Below are 19,004 nucleotides of genomic sequence, written 5' to 3'. Positions count from 1 at the left end.
CCCCGCCCCGGCTCAGGGCCGATTTCAGGGTTGGTCCAGGGTCGTCCCGACTGCCGCGGCGGCGGACGGGCCGTCACCATGGACGCATGACGGATCACGAGCACGCCGCGACGGGTCCGGGACCCGGCCCCGGCCCGCGCCCGGTTCCGGGCACCGGGCCGACGGATGCCGCGCCCGCCGCGACGGGAGAGACAGGAGCGGCCGGCGCCGGCACCCCAGCCGACAGCCACACCCACACCCACGCCCGCACCCACGCGGACAGCAACACCGGCACCGACCACAACACCGACACGGGCACCGGTTCCGACACGCTTCCCGACCGGTTCCGGCGCGACCGCGCGCACAAGATGATCGCGGGCGTGTGCGCGGGACTCGGACGGCAGACCGGCATGGACCCGGTGATCTTCCGGATCACGCTGGCCGTGCTGTCCGCGACCGGCGGCCTGGGCCTCATCTTCTACGGCTTCGCCTGGCTCCTGGTGCCGTACGCGGACGAGGAGGAGAACGAGCTGCGCAAGCTGTTCACCGGCCGGGTCGACGGCCAGGCGCTGGCCGCCGTGCTGTTCGCGCTGGTCGGCTGCGGAATCTTCCTGACGATGCTGAGAAACGGCGCGGTGCTGGCGTTCGCCACGGTGCTCTCGCTGCTGCTCGCGGGCGCCGGGTACTGGTCGCGGCACCGGGACGCCCCCGATGCCGATCCGCTGGCCGCGCAGGCCGCCGCCGACGCGCCGCCGGAGGCCCAGGCGCCGCCGGTCGTCGCCACCTATCCCTCGTGGTGGCGCGACCCGATCGTCAAGGACGGCACCCATGTCGGCGGCACCGGCTATCTGTGGGGGCCCGGCGAGGCCCGCGTGCGGGACGTCACCTCGGTCCTGGACGTCGGCCTCGCCACTCCCTGGACGCACCCGGCGGCGATACGTCCGCCCTGGCCGGAGCCTCCGAGACCGCGCGGCCCGCGCTGGATCGGCGGCTGGGTGTTCCTGCTCGCCCTGCTGGCGGGCGGCCTGGGCGCCAGGGCCGACTGGCACACCCAACCGCTGGGGGCCAGTCTGCAGACCGGTCTGGCGTGCGCGCTGGCGGTGTTCGGGCTGGGCATCGCGCTCAGCGCGTTCCTGGGCCGGACCGGGGCCGGGACGGTGTTCCTGGCACTGGTCACGGCGGCCCTGCTCGCCGGTGCGGTGGCCCTGCCCAGGGACATCACCGCCGACTGGCGGGAGGCGGCCTGGAAGCCGGCCGCGGCGGCCGGGGTGCGGTCCGAATACGACCTCGGGACGGGCCGGGCCACCCTGGATTTGACCCGGGTGCACCCGGCCGCGGGGCGGACCGTCGCCACGGACGCCCGGGTGGGCGCGGGACGGCTGACGGTGATCGTGCCGGCGGACGTGACCGTGCGCATGGACATCGATGTGGGCATGGGCGACATCCGGTTGCCCGGGGAGCGAAGGAACGACGTGGACGTACGGCCCGGGGGGCACAAGGACGTGACGCTGACGCCGGTCAAGGGCGGGTCCGAGGGCGCCGGGAAGCCGGGCACGCTGGAGCTGACGCTCGGCGTCGGAGTGGGACAGGTGGAGGTCAGCCGTGCTGCGTCATGAGTTCCAGCCCGGGAAGCTGGTCGCCGGGCTCTTCCTCACCGCGACCGCCGCGGCCTATCTGGGCGACGCGGGCGGACTATGGGAGACACCGTGGACCGCGGTGATCCCCCTGGTCGTGGGCGGCCTGTGCCTGGCCGGCCTCACGGCCGCGCTGACCCGGGGGATCCGCAGACGGGGTGGTGCCGAGGACGGTCAGAGATAGCCGCCGGAGCGCCGCCGGGACCGCCAGGCAGCGTCGAGGGAGAGGTAGGGGGCGCCGGCGAGGACGAGGGGCAGCCAGGCCATCAGATAGGCGAGGTCGTTGCCGTAGTAGTAGGGGGTGGTCGCCCAGCTCACCGTCAGCCAGAGGCTGAGCGAGATCAGCGCGCCGCCGAGCGCGGCGAGGCGCCCGAAGAGACCGAGCAGGGTGCCGATGCCGACGGCCAGCTCACCGAGGGCGATGGCGTAGCCGAAGCCGGCCGGGTTCTCCAGGGCCAGGTCGATCAGGGCCGGGACCGCGGCGGAGTCACGGGCCGCGCGCAGGGTGTCGCCGATCGAGCCGGCGCCGCCAGAGCGCAGGAAGGAGCTGTCGGTGAGCTTGTCCAGGCCGGCGTAGACGAAGGTGGCACCCAGGAAGAGGCGCAGCGGCAGCAGGGCGTAGCGGGTGGCGGAGTCCCGCTTGCCGCGGGGGCCGTCCAGCCGGTGGATATGCGTATCCATCCGCATGCCGTAAGTCATCGCTGCCAGCCGCCTTTCACACGCCGTGCGCCCCTCTTGTGACGATACGTATGACGAAGGGAGCCCGTTCAATCCTGTCCAGGATGATTTTCCGGATTTCGGGGGTCCGGCGCGAGCCGCCTGGTGTTCACTCCGTCACCTGGAGCGGGTACCGGTTCGTCGCCACGCCGGCCGCCGTCACCACCTGGACGTCCACCGGGCCGGGCTCGACGTCGGCGGGCACGGACACGGTCAGGGTGGTGTCCGTGGGGTTGCGGAAGCCGCCGGTGACGGGGACCAGGGGGACGTGCACGTCGACGGCGCCGATGCGGACGACCAGCCGGGAGAGCCGGTCGGCGGACTGCGCGCCGGGCGGGACGAAGCCGCTGCCGCGGATCTCGATGTCGTCGCCGGTGCGGACCGGGCCGTCGAGGGCGCCGGGCTCACGGGCGCGGACCACCGAGAGGACGACCGGCCGGCCGCCCTCGGCGTACTTGCCGGCCAGGTAGGTCGCGGCGGAGATCAGCACCACCACGGCCAGGCCCCAGGGCAGGTCGGGCAGCCGGTCGGGGCGGCGGGCCAGCCGTACGGCGGCGAACAGCAGGGCTACGGCGCTGATGGCGACGTACTGGATGTCGGTGAAGGCGCCCCGGCCGGAGTCGTCGGTGAGCAGGTCGGCGGCGCGCGGGCGGTGGGAGGGCACCTTCTGCAGCCGCTGGGCGAGGATGCGCACGCCCACCACCCGGCGGACCAGGACGGCGATGCCGCAGACGACGGCGAGGACGGTCACCACGCCCGCGCCGCGCGCCAGATCGAGGCCGGAGATCAGCGCGTCGCGTCCGGCGTGGCCGGAGGCGGCGGCCAGGCGGGCGGCCAGCAGCAGGACGGCATAGCCGACGAACAGCACCCAGCAGGCGGCGACGGTACGGGAGGTGGAGATGCGGTTGTCCTCGCCGATCAACGGGGCGAGCGCTCCGCCGCGCGCCCGGTGCAGGAGGCAGGCGGCGGTCAGCGCGCCGGCGACGGCGAGCGCGGCGAGCAGGGCCGCGGTGCGGGCGCCGGTCCAGCCCGCGCCGATCGCGGTGAGCGCCTCGGCGAGCAGGAGCACGACGACCGCGCCCCACACCGCGCACACCGTCCGCAGCCACAGCCGGGCGAGCCGGACCGCGCCCTCGGCCCGGCTCCGCTCGGCGACGGCCTCGGCCCGCTGGGTCAGTTCCTCGGACACCCACTGGCGGGACGCCGGAGCCGAGTGCGCCACGGCCGCCGGCAGCCCCAGCCCGGCGGCGAGCTCATCGCGCCGGCGCAGGAACGCGGCGACGGCCCGCCGGTGTCCCTCCCGGGCGCCGTGCGGGCAGTCCCCGCAGGCGCAGCCGCCCGCGTGGACGCCGTCCGCGTCCGTGCCCTTCCTCGTCTCCCGCACCACCACGCCCGACGCCCGCCTTCCCCACGCCCCGCCGGCCCCGCCGCCGGCACCCGCGGTGCGCGCTGCGGCCGGGCAACTCCCCTGTGCCGACTGCGAATTGTGCCCTACCGCGGGCCCTTCGGGGTGGTCGGTCCGGGTTCTGGGGGGAGAACGGGAGGGTGAGGCCGGGGCCGCCGGGTTGACCCGGCCACGGGAGCCCCGGGGCGACCGGATGCCGGGTGCGGTGCGGCTGTCCGGCGGGGGCTCAGCCGAGCAGGTCCGGTTCGGCGCGGCTGATGTCCTGCCACAGCGGCTGATAGTTGATCCAGGCCACCAGGTCGCCGCCGAGCTGTTCGCGGGTGGCGACGGCCGCCTTGTGGTCGATGAGCACCGGCCGGCCCGCGGCCTTCGCCGTCAGCTGGACCTGGCAGGAGCGGTCCAGGGACAGAAACCACCAGGCGGCCGCGTCCACCGAGTCGCCGACGGTGAGCAGCCCGTGGTTGCGCAGCACGAGCGCCTTGCGGGAGCCCAGGGTGGCAGCGATCCGGCGGCCCTCGCCGGCGTCGACGGTGACGCCGGTGTAGGTGTCGTAGAGGGCGATGTCCTCGTAGAAGGCGCAGCTCTCCTGGGTGATGGGGTCGATCAGGTCGCCGAGGGCGGCGAGGGCGCGGCCGTGCACGGAGTGGCAGTGGGCGACGGCCACGACGTCGGGACGGGCGGCGTGCACCTGGGCGTGGACGGTGAAGGCGGCCTGGTTGACGTGGTAGCGGCCCTCGACGACCTGCCCGTCCTGATTGGCGAGGACGAGATCGCCGACCGTGACGTGCTTGAACGGCATCCCGAACGGGTTGACCCAGAAGCAGTCGGTGTACTCCGGGTCCCGGGCCGTTATGTGGCCGGACACCCCGTCCTCGAACCCCGCCCGTCCGAAGATCCGCAGGGCGCCCGCGAGCCGCTCCTTGCGGTGCCGGCGTTCGGCCTCGGCCGACTCGTGCATCGGCGGCATGGCGAAGTGCAGCCGGTCGGTGGGCAACGGCAGGGGCGGGGTGGGCCCGTGCATGAATCCTCCAGCGAGGCGGGTGGCGTTACGGGCCGGAAGTTACCGGCGGTGGGCGCGAAAAGGCAGGGATGTTCCGTGAAAGACGAGATCCGCGGCGAATACCCGACAGAAGGTGTCCGGATGGTGCGGGAGGCTCGTGCTCATGAACTGGCACGCTTTCCGCACCGCCGCGCCCGCGCTGGCCGCGATCGCCGAGGAACGCTTCGGCGCCTACCGGCACCATGTCCTCGCGACCCTCCGCAAGGACGGTTCGCCCCGCACCTCCGGTCTGGAGGTCCGCTTCCTGGGCGGTCAGCTGTGGCTCGGCATGATGCCGGGCTCCGTCAAGGCCCTAGACCTGCGGCGCGATCCGCGCTTCACCCTCCAGGCCAATCCCGGCGACGGCACGGACATGGGCGGCGGGGACGTCCGGATCGGCGGGCGGGCGTTCGAGGTCGGGGAGGGCGCGGAGAAGGCGGCGTACGTGAAAGAGGTGGAACCGCCGCAGCCGTTCCACCTCTTCCGCACCGAGCTGACGGAGGTCGTCCGGACCTGGGTCGAGGACGACGCGTATCTCGTCACCCAGGTCTGGACACCCGGCCGGCCCGTGCGCACGCTCAAGCGCGCCTAGGACCCGCCGGCAGGCCCCGGGGGCCTACTCCCACTCGATGGTGCCCGGGGGCTTGCTCGTCACGTCGAGGACGACGCGGTTGACGTCGCGGACCTCGTTGGTGATGCGGGTCGAGATGCGGGCGAGGACGTCGTACGGCAGCCGGGACCAGTCGGCGGTCATGGCGTCCTCGGAGGAGACCGGGCGCAGCACGATCGGGTGGCCGTAGGTGCGGCCGTCGCCCTGGACACCCACGCTGCGGACGTCCGCGAGCAGGACGACCGGGCACTGCCAGATGTCGCGGTCCAGGCCGGCCGCGGTCAGCTCCTCGCGGGCGATGGCGTCGGCCTCGCGCAGCAGGTCCAGGCGCTCCTTGGTGACCTCGCCGACGATCCGGATGCCCAGGCCGGGGCCGGGGAACGGCTGGCGCTGGACGATCTCCTCCGGCAGGCCCAGTTCCTGGCCGACCATGCGGACCTCGTCCTTGAACAGCTTGCGCAGCGGCTCGATCAGCTTGAACTCGAGGTCCTCGGGCAGGCCGCCGACGTTGTGGTGCGACTTGATGTTCGCCGCGCCGGTGCCGCCGCCGGACTCCACCACGTCCGGGTAGAGGGTGCCCTGGACCAGGAATTCCACGGCCGGGCCCTCGTCGGCGATGATCTCGGCCTGCGCCTGCTCGAAGACGCGGATGAACTCGCGGCCGATGATCTTCCGCTTCTCCTCGGGGTCGGAGACCCCGGCGAGCGCCTTCAGGAAGCGCTCCTCGGCGTCGACGACCTTCAGCTGGACGCCGGTGGCCGCGACGAAGTCCTTCTCGACCTGCTCGGTCTCGCCCTTGCGCATCAGGCCGTGGTCGACGTAGACGCAGGTCAGCTGGGAGCCGATGGCCTTCTGGACGAGGGCGGCGGCGACGGCGGAGTCCACGCCGCCGGACAGGCCGCAGATCGCGCGCTTGTCGCCGACCAGCTCGCGGATGGCCTGGACCTGCTCCTCGATGACGTTGCCCGTGGTCCAGTCCGGCTTCAGGCCGGCCCCGCGGTACAGGAAGTGCTCCAGCACCTGCTGGCCGTGCGTGGAGTGCATGACCTCGGGGTGGTACTGGACGCCGTAGAGCTTCTTGTCGTCGTTCTCGAAGGCGGCGACCGGGACGACGTCCGTGGACGCGGTGACCGTGAAGCCGTCAGGGGCGGCGGAGCAGGCGTCGCCGTGGGACATCCACACGTGCTGCTCGTCCGGGGTGCCCTCGAAGAGGGTGGAGGACGCCTTGGAGACGTGCAGACCGGTACGGCCGTACTCGCGGGCGCCGGTGTTGTCGACGGTGCCGCCAAGGGCCTGCGCCATCAGCTGGAAGCCGTAGCACATGCCGAAGACGGGCACGCCGGACTCGAAGAGCTCGCGGTCGAGGCGGGGGGCGCCCTCCTCGTAGACCGACGAGGGACCTCCGGAGAGGATGATCGCCGCGGGCTGCTTGGCGAGCATCTCGCGGACCGGCATGGTGCTCGGCACGATCTCGCTGTAGACCCGCGCCTCGCGGACGCGACGGGCGATGAGCTGGGCGTACTGCGCGCCGAAGTCGACGACCAGGACGGTGTCGGAGGAGGCGGCAGACTGGGTCGCTGATGACACGGGGTGCCTTCTGGTGGTCGGGCGGGGGCCTGTGCTTCCGATTCTAACGGGGCGGCCGTGAGACCTCCGAGCCAAGCCGCCGTGGCATACTGGCCGCATGCGCAAGCACTCGACCTTCGTCTTTACCTATGGCACCCGGCCCGCCGGCTGCCATGGTCGTGCTGCTTGAGCCAACCGCCAAGCGACTTCCCAGGCGCCCCGGGCCGACAAGGCCCGGGGCGCCTGTCGTTCACCGGGTTCCGCCGTTCCGGGGCTTCCGTCCTTCCGACCGAGGAGCCCGATATGACCACCCTTCCCGCGGCAGCGGCCGCCACCCCGGAAGCGATCATCGCCGACGCCCGGGAGCGCATCGACGCGCTCGACGAGCGGATCATCGCCCTCGTGCAGGAGCGGATGGGCGTCTCCGCCGTCGTCCAGCGGACCCGGATCGCCGCCGGCGGACGGCGGGTGCACCTCTCCCGCGAGATGGAGATCCTCGGCCGCTACCGGGACGCCCTCGGCAAGCCCGGCACCGCCCTCGCCATGACCCTGCTGGAGCTGAGCCGGGGCCGCGTCTGACCCCGGTCCCGCTCTCACCCGTCCGGAGCGTGACCGGCGCGCGCACCGCCTCGTTGAGGAAAGTGTCCGTGCCAGCCAGGGGCGGGCCCGACGAAACCACGCGTGGCTCAGCGGAGCGATGAGGCGTACGGGTCGTGCCGTGCGCCGTGGGACCTCGCTCCGGAACACCGGCCGGACCGCAAGGGACAGCGGTCCGGCCGGGCAGGAGAAACGGCCGGCTCCGGGGACGCCCGGGGCCGGCCGGCGGACCGTGCCCCGCCGGACAGGCACTTATTTGTGCTGCACGTCACATGAGAAGTCCCGGGCTTCGAAGCAACCCTTTCAGCTTTTCGCTGATCAAACCTGCCGGATCAAGAAACGGTGGGAGGGACCTGCTTTCGGAGGGGGATGCAGGTCCCTGTCACTTCTTCGGCGGCACGGCCGGTATCCCGAGGAATGGCAGCCGCAGCGCGCCGAACGCCTCCGCCGGTACCGCGGGAGCCTGGGGCTCCACCGGACGCAGCCGCTCGTACGCCGCTCCCGGCGCCGGCCGCGGATCCTCCTCGCCCTTGTTCGGCCAGAACGACATCGCCCGCTCGGCCTGCGCCGTGATGGTCAGCGAGGGGTTCACGCCCAGGTTCGCCGAGACCGCCGCGCCGTCCACGACCGAGATCCCGGGATGGCCGTAGAGCCGGTGGTACGGGTCGATCACGCCCGTGTCCGGGGAGTCGCCGATGGGACAGCCGCCGAGGAAGTGGGCGGTGAGCGGGGTGCCCATCAGCTCGCCGACGTTGCTGCCGGCGAAGCCGTTGATCTCGGCGGCGAGTGCGGAGGCCGCCTCGGTCGCGGCCCTGATCTGCCGGGGGTTCGGGGCGCCGTGCCCCTGCCGGGCGGTGAGCAGGCCCCGGCCGACGCCGTCGGTCTTCAGGTAGGTGGTCAGCGAGTTGTCCAGGGACTGCATGACCAGGCCGATGATGGTCCGCTCCGACCAGCGCCGGTTGGACAGGGAGCGGGCGACCAGCAGCGGGTGCCGGGCCGCGTTCGCCAGCCAGGCCAGCACGCGCGAGGAACCCTCCGCGTACGGCACCTGGAGGATCGACAGGCTGCCCATCGAGTTGGAGCCCTTGCCGTAGCGGACCGGCTCGATGTGGGTGTTCTCGTCGGGGTGGATCGAGGAGGTGATGGCCACGCCCCGGGTGAAGTCGGCCCGGGACTCGCCGGTGGCCCGGCGGTAGCGGCGGTCGTCGGTCTGCGCGCCGACCAGCGCCTCGGAGTTGGTGCGGGTCAGCTCGCCCAGCCGCCGGGAGAGGTAGGGCAGGTGACCGCCGGCCTTCATGCGGTGCAGCAGGGTCTGGGTGCCGTAGGTGCCGGCCGCGAGGACCACCCGGCGGGCGGTGAAGAGGCGGCCCGCGCCCTTCCGCTTCCGGTCCGTCGGCAGGGTCGCCACCGCGTAGCCGCCCCGCGAGTCGTCCGTGACGGACACCACGGTCGTCATCGGGTGGACGACCGCGCCCGCCTTCTCGGCCAGGTGGAGGTAGTTCTCGTTGAGGGTGTTCTTGGCGCCGTGCCGGCAGCCGGTCATGCACTCGCCGCACTCGGTGCAGGCCCTCCGCTCCGGGCCGGCCCCGCCGAAGTAGGGGTCCGCCACCCGCTCGCCGGGCCGGGCCCGCGCCGCGCCGTCCGCGTCCTCGCCGTCCCCGAAGAACACCCCGACCGGCGCCAGGTGGAACGTGTCGCCGACGCCCATCCGCCGGGCCGCCGCCCGCAGATGCACGTCCGACGGGGTCAGGGTCGGGTTGAGCCGGACCCCGAGCATGCGCCGGGCCTGGTCGTAGTACGGCTCCAGCTCCTGCTGCCAGTCGGTGATGTGCCGCCACTGGGGATCGTCGAAGAAGGGCTTCGGCGGCACGTAGAGGGTGTTGGCGTAGTTGAGCGAGCCGCCGCCGACGCCCGCGCCGGCCAGCACCATGACGTTGCCCAGCAGATGGATCCGCTGGATGCCGAACAGGCCGAGTTTCGGGGCCCACAGGTAGTTCTTCAGGTCCCAGGAGTTCTTCGGCAGGGTGGCGCGGGTGAAGCGGCGGCCCGCCTCCAGCACGCCGACCCGGTAGCCCTTCTCGGTGAGCCGGAGGGCCGACACCGAGCCGCCGAATCCGGAGCCGACGACGATCACGTCGTAGTCGTACCCCTCCTCGTCCCGGGTCTGGACAGACTTCTCCTGCGACACGTGCTCTCCTCGTCGAGAACGGGGTGTTTCCCGTGGAACTTGCGGCGGAACTCCCGGCGGACCGCTAGCGGAACCGGAACGCCTTCATCAGGCGCAGGCTCGTGCTCATGAACCGGGCGTACGCCTCGTCGTCCATGCCCAGCGAGGGCGCCATCGGCAGCAGCCGCTGCTGCGCCACCGTTTGGGACTCGGTGTACTTGAGGATGCCCTCGGAGCCGTGGCGGCGGCCGAGACCGGAGTCCTTCATGCCGCCCATCGGGGACTGCACGCTGCCGTAGGCGGGGGCGAAGCCCTCGTTGATGTTGACCGTGCCGGTGCGCAGCCGTGCGGCGATGTCCCGGCCGCGGCGGGCGTTCGTCGTCCACACGGACGCGTTCAGCCCGTACGGCGTGGCGTTGGCGCGCTCGACGGCCTCCTCGTCACCGCGGAAGCGGTAGACCGAGACGACCGGGCCGAAGGTCTCCTCCTCGCACACGGCCATGGCCGGCTCCACGCCGTCCAGGATGGTCGGTTCGAAGAAGTACGGGCCGATGTCGGGACGGGCGACGCCGCCGGCGAGCACCTTCGCGCCCTGGGCGACGGCCTCCTGGACATGCCGTTCGACGGTCTTCAGCTGGCGTTCGCCGGCCAGCGAGCCCATGTCGGCGCCGTAGGCGAGGGAGTTGCCCAGCCGCATGGCCCGGGTGCGGGCGACGAACCGCTCCAGGAAGGCGTCGGCCACGGACTCGTGGACGTACAGCCGCTCGATGGAGATGCAGAGCTGGCCGGCGGAGGAGAAGCAGGCGCGGACGGCGCCGGCGGCGGCCTTCTCGATGTCGGCGTCGTCCAGCACCAGCATGGCGTTCTTGCCGCCGAGTTCGAGCGAGACGCCGACCAGGCGGGCGGCGGCGCCGACGGCGACCTCGCGGCCGGTGCGGGTGGAGCCGGTGAAGGAGACGAAGTCGGCGTGCCGGACCAGTTCGGGGCCGACGGCCGGGCCCTCGCCGAGGACGACCTGGAAGACGCCTTCGGGCAGTCCGGCCTCGATCAGCAGGTCACGCGCCCACAGCGCGGTGAGGCAGGTCTCCGTGTCCGGCTTCATCACCACGGCGTTGCCCGCGACGAAGGCGGGCAGGGCGTCGCCGATGGACAGCTCCAGCGGGTAGTTCCAGGGGGCGATCTGGCCCACGACCCCGCGCGGGTGCCGCAGTTCGGCGACCTTGGTCAGGGCGGGTATGGCGCCCGCGTGCCGCTTGGGGCGCAGATAAGCGGTGGCACGGCGGCCATAGTGCCGGGCGGCGACGGTTACGGCCTGCACCTCCTCCTGCGCGTGCAGCCGGGCCTTGCCGGTCTCCAGCTGGATCAGGTCCAGGACCTCGGCCTGCCGCTCCAGCAGCAGGTCGTGGAAGCGCAGCAGCACGGCGGCCCGCCGCCGCACCGGGATCCTCGCCCACACGGCCTGCGCGGTCCGGGCCGCCGCGAAGGCGTCGCGGATGTCCTCGGGGCCGGATTCGGGCAGGTCCGCCAGCTTTTCGCCGGTGAGCGGCGAGTGGTTGGCGGTACGGCCGGATCCGGTGACGCCCTTGGTGAGCCGGGCCACCACCTCCGGCGTGACCACGTCGGCGGCGGTGCGGGCACCGTCGGGGGCGGGCGCGAGCGGGTTGGTACCGGCGGTCTGCGGAGCCTGCGTGTCCGTCATGACGCGCAGGGTATGCCGGTCCGGGGGGCTTTGTGTACCCGTCGGTAACGGGCTTTCACGGACCATGCACACGCTGCCAGTGATCACTGGCAGCGAATGTGCTGATCAGGGCGTTGACGGGGACGGTTCAGTCGGTGCCGGATTTTCTGGCGAGCCGCAGACCGAGCGCGGCCAGGGACGCGCGACGGGCCGGGGCCGGGGCCGGCGGCGCGGCATCGGGCTCCGGGCCGGCCCCGGCGGAATCCGCGGACGGTACGGCGGTGTCGGGGGCGGGCGCCGGAGAGTCCGGGGTGGCCATGGCGGTGGCCGGGGCCGGCGAATCGTGAGCCGCTACGGCGGAGTCCGGGGCCGCCGAATCACGAGCCGCCACGGCGGAGTCCGGGGCCGGCGCCGTCGCATCCGGAGCCGCCACCGCAGTGACCGGGGCCGGGGCCGGTGGTGGTACGGCCGCGGGGGGCAGGCAGGCGCGGAGTGCGGTTTCGGTCTCCGTCGCGTCCGGGCGGGCCGTCGGCTCGACGGCGTGCAGCCGGGCCAGCAGCGGACCCAGCGGCCCGGGGTCCGTGTCCCCAAGGGCGGTGCGCAGCAGCGCGCCCAGGGACCACAGGTCGGAGGCCGGTCCGGCGCCGGGCCCGGCCGCCCGCTCGGGTGCCACGAAGCCGTCCGGCGCGTCCTCGGCGTGCGAGTCGCCGATGCCGAAGTCGGTCAGGACGACGCGCCCGGTGCCGGACTCCAGCAGGACGTTGGCCGGTTTGATGTCCCGGTGCACGATGCCGACGGCGTGCGCGGCGCGCAGCGCGCCCAGCACGGCGAGCCCGATCCGCGCGGCCTCCGCGGCCGGCAGCGGTCCGCGCCGCAGCACCTCGCGCAGCGACTCGCCCGCCACCAGTTCCATCACGATCCACGGGATCCCGGCCTCGGTGACGACGTCGTACACCGTCACCGCCGAGGGGTGCCGCACCCGGGTGGCGGCGCGGGCCTCGTGGTGGAGCCGGTGCGCGGCGCGCCGGCTCTCCTCGTCGGAGACCGGATGGCCGGGCAGCAGCGGCTCCTTGACGGCGACCGTCCGCTGCCCCTGCTCGTCCCGGGCCCGCCACACGGTCCCGGCCGGGCCGGACCCGAGGCGCCCGGTCAGCCGGTAGCGGCCGCCGATCAGCCGTACGCCGGGCGGGTGTTCGCCGTCTTCGGTCATGTCCCATGAGTACCGTGCGCGCCACGCCGTTGTCGAAACGGGCGCCGTACCCCAAGCCCCGGCGTGGCGTCCGCGTCCGGAACCGTCCCGCTCGCCCCGCCCCGGCCGGCGCGGACCGGTCACGGACCGGCGACGGAGAACGTGTCGACGGCCACGTCGAAGTACTCCCGCGCCTCGCGCACCTTCCCGACCGGCGCCGACACCCAGACGTCGTAGAACCGGCCGCTCTCCTCCCAGCACAGGTCGTACGTGTGGCGCGGGCCCTCCGCCGTGCTGAAGCCGTTCCAGGTGTACTCCCAGAGCGCGGCGGGGCGTCCGCGGTGGGTGGCCGGGGTGACCCGGCCGTCGTGGTAACCGGGGTGGTCGGCGCTGCCGTTGGCCGAGGCGCGTTCCAGCACGGCCTGCGGGCCGCCCGGTTGCGGGCCGGTGACCTTGATGCCGAGGCGGAAGGTCCGTCCCGTCGAGTAGTAGAAGACGCGTTCGCCCTGCGGGCCGCGGGTGAAGTCCTCGGGTACGGCGAGGGAGAAGCCGGCCGGGTCGCGGGCGGTGCGGTAGCCGGAGGGCGCGGTGTGCGCGCCGGAGGTGACCGGGCCGGGGGTGGTGGGCGTGGGGGTGGCCGGGGTGCCGGTCGGTGCCCGGGACGGGGGCGTGCCCGACGGCGTGTGGGCGGGGCCCGTGCCGGTCCCGGTGGCCGGGGTGGTGGCCGTACCGCCCGGGGTGCCGCCCGCGCCCCCGCCCTGGTGCAGCAGCAGCGCCGCCGCCGACACGCCCGCCCCGGTCAGCGCGGCGACGAGCAGCGCCGCCACCAGCACCCCGCGCGGTGCCGGCCGGGCCGGCGGCGGCTGGGCCGGCGGTCCGGCCCAGCCGGACGGCGGGGTGCCGTCCGGCTCGGTCGGCGGAGCGGGCAGCGTGATCCTCGGCGTACGGCCGCCGCCGATCCGGTGCATGAGGCCGCCGCCGTGCGTTCCCGTCGCGCCCTGGCCGCCGCCGGGCGCGGCCGGTGTCCGGCCGGTCGCCAGGTACATCCGCAGCATCCACTCGGCGTCCGCCGCGCCCAGCCGCCGGCCGGGGTCGCGCTCCAGCAGGCCGAGGACGACGGGCAGCAGCGGCTCGGCCTGGGCCGGCGGGCGGATCTCGTCGGAGACGACGGCGTGCAGGATGCCGCCGAGCGAGTCGCGCCGGAACGGCGACTCGCCGCTGAGCACCGTGCACAGCAGCGCGCCCAGCGACCACAGGTCGGACTCCGGTCCGGTGCGCAGCCCGGACATCCGCTCGGGGGCGGTGTATTCGGGCGAGCCGACGAACGCGCCGGTCTCGGTGAGTGTGGTGGCGCCCTCCACCTGGGCGATGCCGAAGTCGGTGAGGACCACCCGGTCGGTGCCGGACTCGATCAGGACGTTGGCGGGCTTGATGTCCCGGTGCAGGACGCCCGCCTCGTGCGCGGTGCGCACCGCGCTCAGCAGGGCGATGCCGATCCGCGCGGCCTCGGCGGCGTCGACCGGGCCGTGCCGGTCGATGTGCTCGGCGAGCGAGCCGCCGTCGACCAGCTCCATCACCAGATACGGCCGCTCGTCCTGCTGCACCACGTCGTGCACGACGATGATGTGCGGGTGCCGTAACTGGCAGACGGCGCGGGCCTCGCGGAACGTACGGTCGCGGCGGCGCCGTGCGTCGTCGTCCGGGAGCGAGTCGTCCGGCAGCAGTTCCTTGACCGCCACCTGACGGCCCAGCACCTGGTCGGTCGCCCGCCACACGACGCCCATGCCGCCGCGCCCGACGCGTTCCTCCAGGCGGTAACGGCCCGCGATCAGCCGGAAGGCTCCCTCGGTCCCCATGCGCCCCATCATGCCGCAGCGGGCGTCCGCGTCCTCGAAATCCGGTCGTGGGCCGGGCACCGGTCCGTCTCCGGAGTGAGGCGCGGTGCCGCCGGCGCGTTCAGCGCGGCTGCTGCCAGCCCTGGAGGACCGCCCGGAACTGCTTGTCGGTGCGCGCCCAGTCGGCGGCGGGCGACGATATGTAGATCACGTATTCGGTGCCGTCCCGGGATATGTACGTCTGCTCCTCGGCGTGCCGCGGCCCCGGGAAGCGGGTGTCCTTCGGCCTCGCGGTCCAGGCGCACTCCCAGACCGAGCCGCCGAGGTCGCGGTAGACGTTCTTCTCCAGCCGGACCCGCCGGTAGTCGGCCAGCCGCCGCGCGAGCTGCTCGTCCAGGTCGAGCTGGTGCGCGTAGGCGTCCTTGAAGTCCGGCGAGGTGTCGATGGAGATCCGGACGAAGTGCTCGCCGCCGTCGGGCGTGTAGTCGACCTGCCGCAGCGCGCCGGGGACGCCGACGACCTGCCGTGACCAGCCCTTGGGCAGATAGAGGCTGAAGCCCCACTCGTCGTCGTACCGGTGCCAGGAAGCCGGCACCGTGCCGTCGAAGCCGGGCGTGGCGCTGCCGTTCGCGGAGGGCGAGGTGACGTCCTGGCTCGTGGTCCGGCCGGTCCCGTCAGTCTGTTCCAGGCCGTTCCACTCCCGGACGGCCACCGCCGCGCCGGCGCCGAGCACGGCCGCGAGGGCGACGACGAGCGCGAGCACGCGCAGCCGGCGCCGGGGCCGGGGCGGCAGGGAGCCGCCGGGCGGGACGGGCGCCACGGCGGTCACCAACGGGACCGGGCCCGCCGCCGCGGGCAGGGCGGCACCGGTCGGATATCCGGCCGGGCCATGGCCCAAGTGCCCCTGATCCGCGTGGCCCTGGCCCGGGTGGTCATGGGTCGAATAACCCTGACCCGGGTGGCCCTGGCCCGGGTGGCCTTGACCCCCGTGTTCCGGGCCGTGGGCGGGCGCGCCCCCGCCCTGGGTCGGCACGAACGCCTGCGCGGTGCGCGGCCGGCGGCCCTCGGCCGCCTCGGCGAGCATCTGCTCCGCCTCGTCCGTGCCCGGCCGCCGGGCCGGGTCCTTGCGCAGCAGCGCGGCGATGACCGGACCGAGCGGGCCGGCGTGTTGCGGCTCGCCCGTGTCCTCCTCGACGATCGCCTGCATGGTGCTCAGCGGCGAGGTCCGCCGGAACGGCGAGCGCCCCTCGACCGCGGTGTACAGCGTGGCGCCGAGCGCCCACAGGTCGGAGGCCGGGCCGGGGTCGTGGCCGCGCACCCGCTCGGGGGCCAGGTAGTCGACGGAGCCGACGACCTCGCCGGTGCGGGTGATGGTGGAGTCGCCCTCGATCTGGGCGATGCCGAAGTCGGTGAGCAGCACCCGGCGGTCGGCGCCGAGCAGCACGTTGCCGGGCTTGACGTCCCGGTGCAGCACGCCGGCGGTGTGCGCGGCGCGCAGCGCCCGCAGCACCCACAGCCCGATCCGGGCGGCCTCCGCCGGTTCGACGCGGCCCCGCTCCTTGACCAGGTCGGCCAGCGAGCCGCCCTCGACCAGCTCCATCACGATCCACGGGCGGCCGTCGTGTTCGAGGACGTCGTGCACGGTGACGACGGCGGAGTGGTTGATGCGCGCGGCGGCCCGCGCCTCGGCGCGGGTGCGGGCGAGCAGCACCGTCTGGTCGCTGCCGGTGGCGTAGAGCGCGGCGGTCAGCTCCTTGACGGCGACCATCCGGTGCAGCACTTCGTCGTGGGCGCGCCACACCCGGCCCATGCCGCCGCTGCCGATGGAGTCGGCGAGCCGGTAGCGGCCCGCTATGAGCAGGCCCTGCATCTGATTCACGTTGCCCCGCAATGCTTTTGACAGCCTCAGACTAAGGACCGCCCCGCACCCAGGGAACCGGCGGGGTACATCGGGAACCGCACTGTGACGATGGTCATTTCGGCACGGGAGCGGGAACCGGACGGCCGTGCCCGGCCCCGGGGCGCACGGTTTCAGCCGGTGTAGCGGTACGTCGCGGCCGCCTGCTCGTACAACCGGGTCACCTCGTCCCGCTCGGCATCGGGACCGCGCACCTGGACGATGTGGTAGCGGCCGTCGAGCAGCAGCGCCATATTGCGCACGAACCGGTCCCGGCCCTGCCCGTCGGTCCAGGTGAACTGGCCCTCCGCCCAGGTCCGTTCGCCCACCGTCGTGGTCCGCAGACCGGTGGCCGTGGCCCAGCTCGTGTCCCGGTACGGCTGGAGTTCGCGTTCCTTGTCCCGCTGGTAGGCCATCGGGTCGGTGCCGTAGGCGGACGCGCCGTCCCGGCCGGGGACGACGATCAGCTCGAAGTCCCCGTGCGCGTAAACCACTTGGCCGCTGCCGTTCTTCGGGGTGCGGCCCCAGCCCTGGGCGACGGCGATCCGGAAGCCGTCCGGGTCCGTGCGCACGGTGAACCCGTCGGGTACGGACGGGTCGTCGCCGGTCGCCGTGCCGGTGGCGGGCACGGAGGCCGGGGCGCCGCCGTCCGGCACGCTCTGCCCGGTGGCGGGCTGCCGGGTGTGCGCGGGCGCGGGCTCCCCGGCGCCGCCGGTGCGCCGGGCCTCGCCGTCCTGCTCCTTCGGCAGGAAGAGCATGGCGTACGCGACCGCGCCGGCCAGCAGCAGGAGGATCAGCACCAGCAGGGTCCGGCCGAGGCCGCGCGGCGAACGGGCCACCTCCCGGCCGCGCTTGTGCCGGCCGTGCGCGGACACGGCGGGCGGCCGGGCCCGGCGTCGGCGCACCAGCTCGCCGCGGCGCCGTACGATCGGCAGCCGCCTGGGGTCGGCGGGCGGCACCGGCACGACACGCGTGCCGGCGTCCGGTTCCGGCGCCGAGCGCACCAGGGACCGCAGCCAGCCGCTCAGTTCCTCGACATCCGGCCGCTCGGTGGGGTCCTGGCGCAGCAGCGACTCCACGACCGGCCGCAGCGGGCCGCACTCCTCGGCGAAGGCGGGCGGCTCGGCGCACACCAGCTGCACCAGCTCGGCCGTCGACTCCTCCGGGTACGGCGCGTGTCCCTGCACGGCGCGGAACAGCAGCGCGCCCAGCGCCCACAGGTCGGTGGCGGGACCGATCGGCGCCGCCAGCTGCCAGTTCTCGTGCACGGGTCCGGCCTGCTCGGGCGCCCATCGCTCGGTCACCGGCCCCACCACGGTCATCCGCACCTGCCGCGCCCGCTCGGCGGCGAGCGCGCTGCCGGGTCCGCGGCGCGCGGCGCCGGGAGCGTCCCAGCCGGCGGAGGGCCGCGCGGGCGAGGCGGGTGCCCCGGCGGGGTGGCCGGGGCCGGCCGGGCGGACCGCGCCGGCGGGCGACCGCGGTGCGCCGTACTCCCGGTCGTGCGCCGGGGGCGGACCCGGCCGCCGGGTGCCGGTGTCCAGGGCGGGGAACGGGCCGGCGTCCGGGAGCGGACCGCCGGCCCCGGGGCGGGGAGCCGCGCCGTGCCAGGGGTTGCCGGGCCCGGCGTGGGGACCGGCTATGCCGCCGGGCGGCACCGGGCCGCCCGGGTCCGCGGGGTACGACGGCTCTGCCGCGCCCTCGGTCCGGCCGGCGCCGGTGCCGTCGCCGGCCTGCGGCAGGGCGGGGCGCGGGGTCTGCCGGGTCTCCTGCACCCGAGCGGCGGCCCGGGCACCCGCGCGGTAGGCGGCGATGGCCCCGGCCCGGGCCGCCCGGACGTCCGCGCCGCTGCCCAGCGCCGGCTGCCCAGCCGGGCCGGGCTCCCCGTTCGTGCCCGGCACCGGCAGCGCGCCGGCCGCCCGCGCCTGGATGGCGGCCCGTCGCGCGGCCTCGGGGTCGGGGTCGGAGTACGGCCCGCCGGTGTCCGGGGGGCCGTCCGCACCGGACGTCTCCTCCGCGTCCCCGGCCACGTCCTCGGCCGGGCCGTCCGGAGCCGGTACGGGGTCGTACCCGCACAGCGCCTCCTCCGCCGCGCCGACCGCGAGACCGGTCAGCATCACCCGGCCGTCGTCGCAGACCAGGACCGTGCGCAGGGTGACGTTGCGGTGCACCCAGCCGTGGGCGTGCAGCACCCGCAGGGCCATCAGCACGTCGGAGGCGACCTCGGCCGCCCGGTACGGCGACAGCGGCTCGCCGGTGAGCAGGGCGGCCAGCGGACGCGCGGCCACCAGTTCGCTGACGATCCACAGCGACCCGCCCTCGGCGAACACGTCGAAGACCTGGTCCAGACGCGGATGGTCGGGGACGCCGGCCGCCGCCTGCGCGGCCTCCACGGCGCGCCGCACCACCGGGTCGGCGGGCTGCCGGGTGGCGGCCCTGGCCTGCGGCGCCCGGCGGACGGTGCGCTCCCGCGCGGTGAACCCGTCGGGCAGCCCCTCGGCGTCGAGCACCTCGGCCTCGACGACCTCGGGCAGCGGCACCTGCCGGATGAGGACTTCCTGACCGCTGTAGGTGTCGAAGGCGCGGGTCTCGGTGAGTTCGTAGGCGTCGGCCGGCGGCAGCGGCAGGCGGTAGCGGTCGGCGAGCACCCGGCCCGCGTAGTCGTCCACTGTGCCTCCCCCGGCCGCCCGGTTC

Annotated in this window: 14 protein-coding genes; 4 read left to right on the top strand and 10 right to left on the bottom strand. The window is 74.5% G+C overall.

Annotation, left to right across the window (positions count from 1 at the left end):
- The first annotated feature begins 86 nt into the window (after window positions 1-86).
- Entirely contained in the window at window positions 87-1,595 is a 1,509-nt protein-coding gene (locus ACH4OA_RS20345) for a PspC domain-containing protein (RefSeq protein WP_397970039.1), read from the top strand.
- Entirely contained in the window at window positions 1,582-1,797 is a 216-nt protein-coding gene (locus tag ACH4OA_RS20340; protein WP_397938211.1) for a hypothetical protein, read from the top strand. The genes ACH4OA_RS20345 and ACH4OA_RS20340 overlap by 14 nt, the downstream gene beginning before the upstream one ends.
- On the opposite strand, the gene ACH4OA_RS20335 is transcribed toward ACH4OA_RS20340, so the two are convergent.
- From ACH4OA_RS20335 to ACH4OA_RS20325, 3 genes are all read right to left on the bottom strand, one after another.
- Entirely contained in the window at window positions 1,788-2,312 is a 525-nt protein-coding gene (locus tag ACH4OA_RS20335; RefSeq protein ID WP_397970037.1) for a DoxX family protein, read from the bottom strand. The genes ACH4OA_RS20340 and ACH4OA_RS20335 overlap by 10 nt on opposite strands.
- 127 nt (window positions 2,313-2,439) lie before the next feature.
- Window positions 2,440-3,720, bottom strand: coding sequence for an IPT/TIG domain-containing protein (locus ACH4OA_RS20330; RefSeq protein ID WP_397970035.1), 1,281 nt, complete (start codon window positions 3,718-3,720; stop codon window positions 2,440-2,442).
- A 241-nt stretch (window positions 3,721-3,961) separates the two neighbouring features.
- Window positions 3,962-4,756 carry a class II aldolase/adducin family protein gene (locus tag ACH4OA_RS20325; protein WP_365878063.1) on the bottom strand — a complete coding sequence of 265 codons (795 nt, stop codon included), beginning with the start codon at window positions 4,754-4,756 and terminating at the stop codon, window positions 3,962-3,964.
- 142 nt (window positions 4,757-4,898) lie between these two features.
- Between ACH4OA_RS20325 and ACH4OA_RS20320 the strand changes: the two genes are divergently transcribed.
- Entirely contained in the window at window positions 4,899-5,366 is a 468-nt protein-coding gene (locus ACH4OA_RS20320; RefSeq protein ID WP_365878061.1) for a pyridoxamine 5'-phosphate oxidase family protein, read from the top strand.
- 24 nt (window positions 5,367-5,390) lie between these two features.
- Here the strand turns inward: ACH4OA_RS20320 and guaA are convergent, their stop codons facing one another.
- Window positions 5,391-6,971: a glutamine-hydrolyzing GMP synthase gene (gene guaA / locus ACH4OA_RS20315; protein ID WP_365878059.1), complete on the bottom strand. Its 1,581-nt coding sequence runs from the start codon at window positions 6,969-6,971 to the stop codon at window positions 5,391-5,393.
- Window positions 6,972-7,253: 282 nt separating this feature from the next.
- Here guaA and ACH4OA_RS20310 point away from each other — a divergent pair, with 282 nt between their 5' ends.
- Complete coding sequence (locus ACH4OA_RS20310) at window positions 7,254-7,529, top strand: chorismate mutase (RefSeq protein WP_365878057.1); 276 nt, start codon at window positions 7,254-7,256, stop codon at window positions 7,527-7,529.
- A 400-nt stretch (window positions 7,530-7,929) separates the two neighbouring features.
- On the opposite strand, the gene ACH4OA_RS20305 is transcribed toward ACH4OA_RS20310, so the two are convergent.
- The 6 genes from ACH4OA_RS20305 to ACH4OA_RS20280 form a co-directional block, all read right to left on the bottom strand.
- A complete protein-coding gene (locus ACH4OA_RS20305) occupies window positions 7,930-9,735 on the bottom strand; it encodes a GMC oxidoreductase (RefSeq protein WP_397970033.1) in 1,806 nt (601 codons plus the stop codon).
- A gap of 64 nt (window positions 9,736-9,799) precedes the next feature.
- On the bottom strand, window positions 9,800-11,413 hold the full coding sequence (locus tag ACH4OA_RS20300; RefSeq protein WP_365878053.1) for a succinic semialdehyde dehydrogenase: 1,614 nt from the start codon (window positions 11,411-11,413) through the stop codon (window positions 9,800-9,802).
- 127 nt (window positions 11,414-11,540) lie between these two features.
- The gene (locus tag ACH4OA_RS20295) at window positions 11,541-12,602 is read right to left on the bottom strand and encodes a protein kinase (protein ID WP_397970031.1); all 1,062 of its coding nucleotides are present in this window, start codon (window positions 12,600-12,602) and stop codon (window positions 11,541-11,543) included.
- Between the two features lie 119 nt (window positions 12,603-12,721).
- The gene (locus tag ACH4OA_RS20290; RefSeq protein ID WP_397970029.1) at window positions 12,722-14,437 is read right to left on the bottom strand and encodes a protein kinase; all 1,716 of its coding nucleotides are present in this window, start codon (window positions 14,435-14,437) and stop codon (window positions 12,722-12,724) included.
- A 100-nt stretch (window positions 14,438-14,537) separates the two neighbouring features.
- Entirely contained in the window at window positions 14,538-16,286 is a 1,749-nt protein-coding gene (locus tag ACH4OA_RS20285) for a serine/threonine-protein kinase (protein ID WP_397970027.1), read from the bottom strand.
- 161 nt (window positions 16,287-16,447) lie between these two features.
- Window positions 16,448-18,979: a protein kinase gene (locus ACH4OA_RS20280; protein ID WP_397970025.1), complete on the bottom strand. Its 2,532-nt coding sequence runs from the start codon at window positions 18,977-18,979 to the stop codon at window positions 16,448-16,450.
- Window positions 18,980-19,004: the final 25 nt, after the last annotated feature.

It is taken from the genome of Streptomyces sp. NPDC017095 (genome assembly GCF_044332325.1).
Lineage (GTDB): Bacteria > Actinomycetota > Actinomycetes > Streptomycetales > Streptomycetaceae > Streptomyces.
This window is presented reverse-complemented; position numbering and strand designations above follow the sequence as displayed.

Coding starts and splice junctions, on each gene's coding strand:
- ACH4OA_RS20345 (WP_397970039.1), top strand. CDS start 87: ATGACGGATCACGAGCACGCCGCGACGGGTCCGGGACCCGGCCCCGGC.
- ACH4OA_RS20335 (WP_397970037.1), bottom strand. CDS start 2,312: ATGACTTACGGCATGCGGATGGATACGCATATCCACCGGCTGGACGGC.
- ACH4OA_RS20325 (WP_365878063.1), bottom strand. CDS start 4,756: ATGCACGGGCCCACCCCGCCCCTGCCGTTGCCCACCGACCGGCTGCAC.
- ACH4OA_RS20320 (WP_365878061.1), top strand. CDS start 4,899: ATGAACTGGCACGCTTTCCGCACCGCCGCGCCCGCGCTGGCCGCGATC.
- ACH4OA_RS20310 (WP_365878057.1), top strand. CDS start 7,254: ATGACCACCCTTCCCGCGGCAGCGGCCGCCACCCCGGAAGCGATCATC.
- ACH4OA_RS20300 (WP_365878053.1), bottom strand. CDS start 11,413: ATGACGGACACGCAGGCTCCGCAGACCGCCGGTACCAACCCGCTCGCG.
- ACH4OA_RS20295 (WP_397970031.1), bottom strand. CDS start 12,602: ATGACCGAAGACGGCGAACACCCGCCCGGCGTACGGCTGATCGGCGGC.
- ACH4OA_RS20290 (WP_397970029.1), bottom strand. CDS start 14,437: ATGGGGACCGAGGGAGCCTTCCGGCTGATCGCGGGCCGTTACCGCCTG.
- ACH4OA_RS20285 (WP_397970027.1), bottom strand. CDS start 16,286: ATGCAGGGCCTGCTCATAGCGGGCCGCTACCGGCTCGCCGACTCCATC.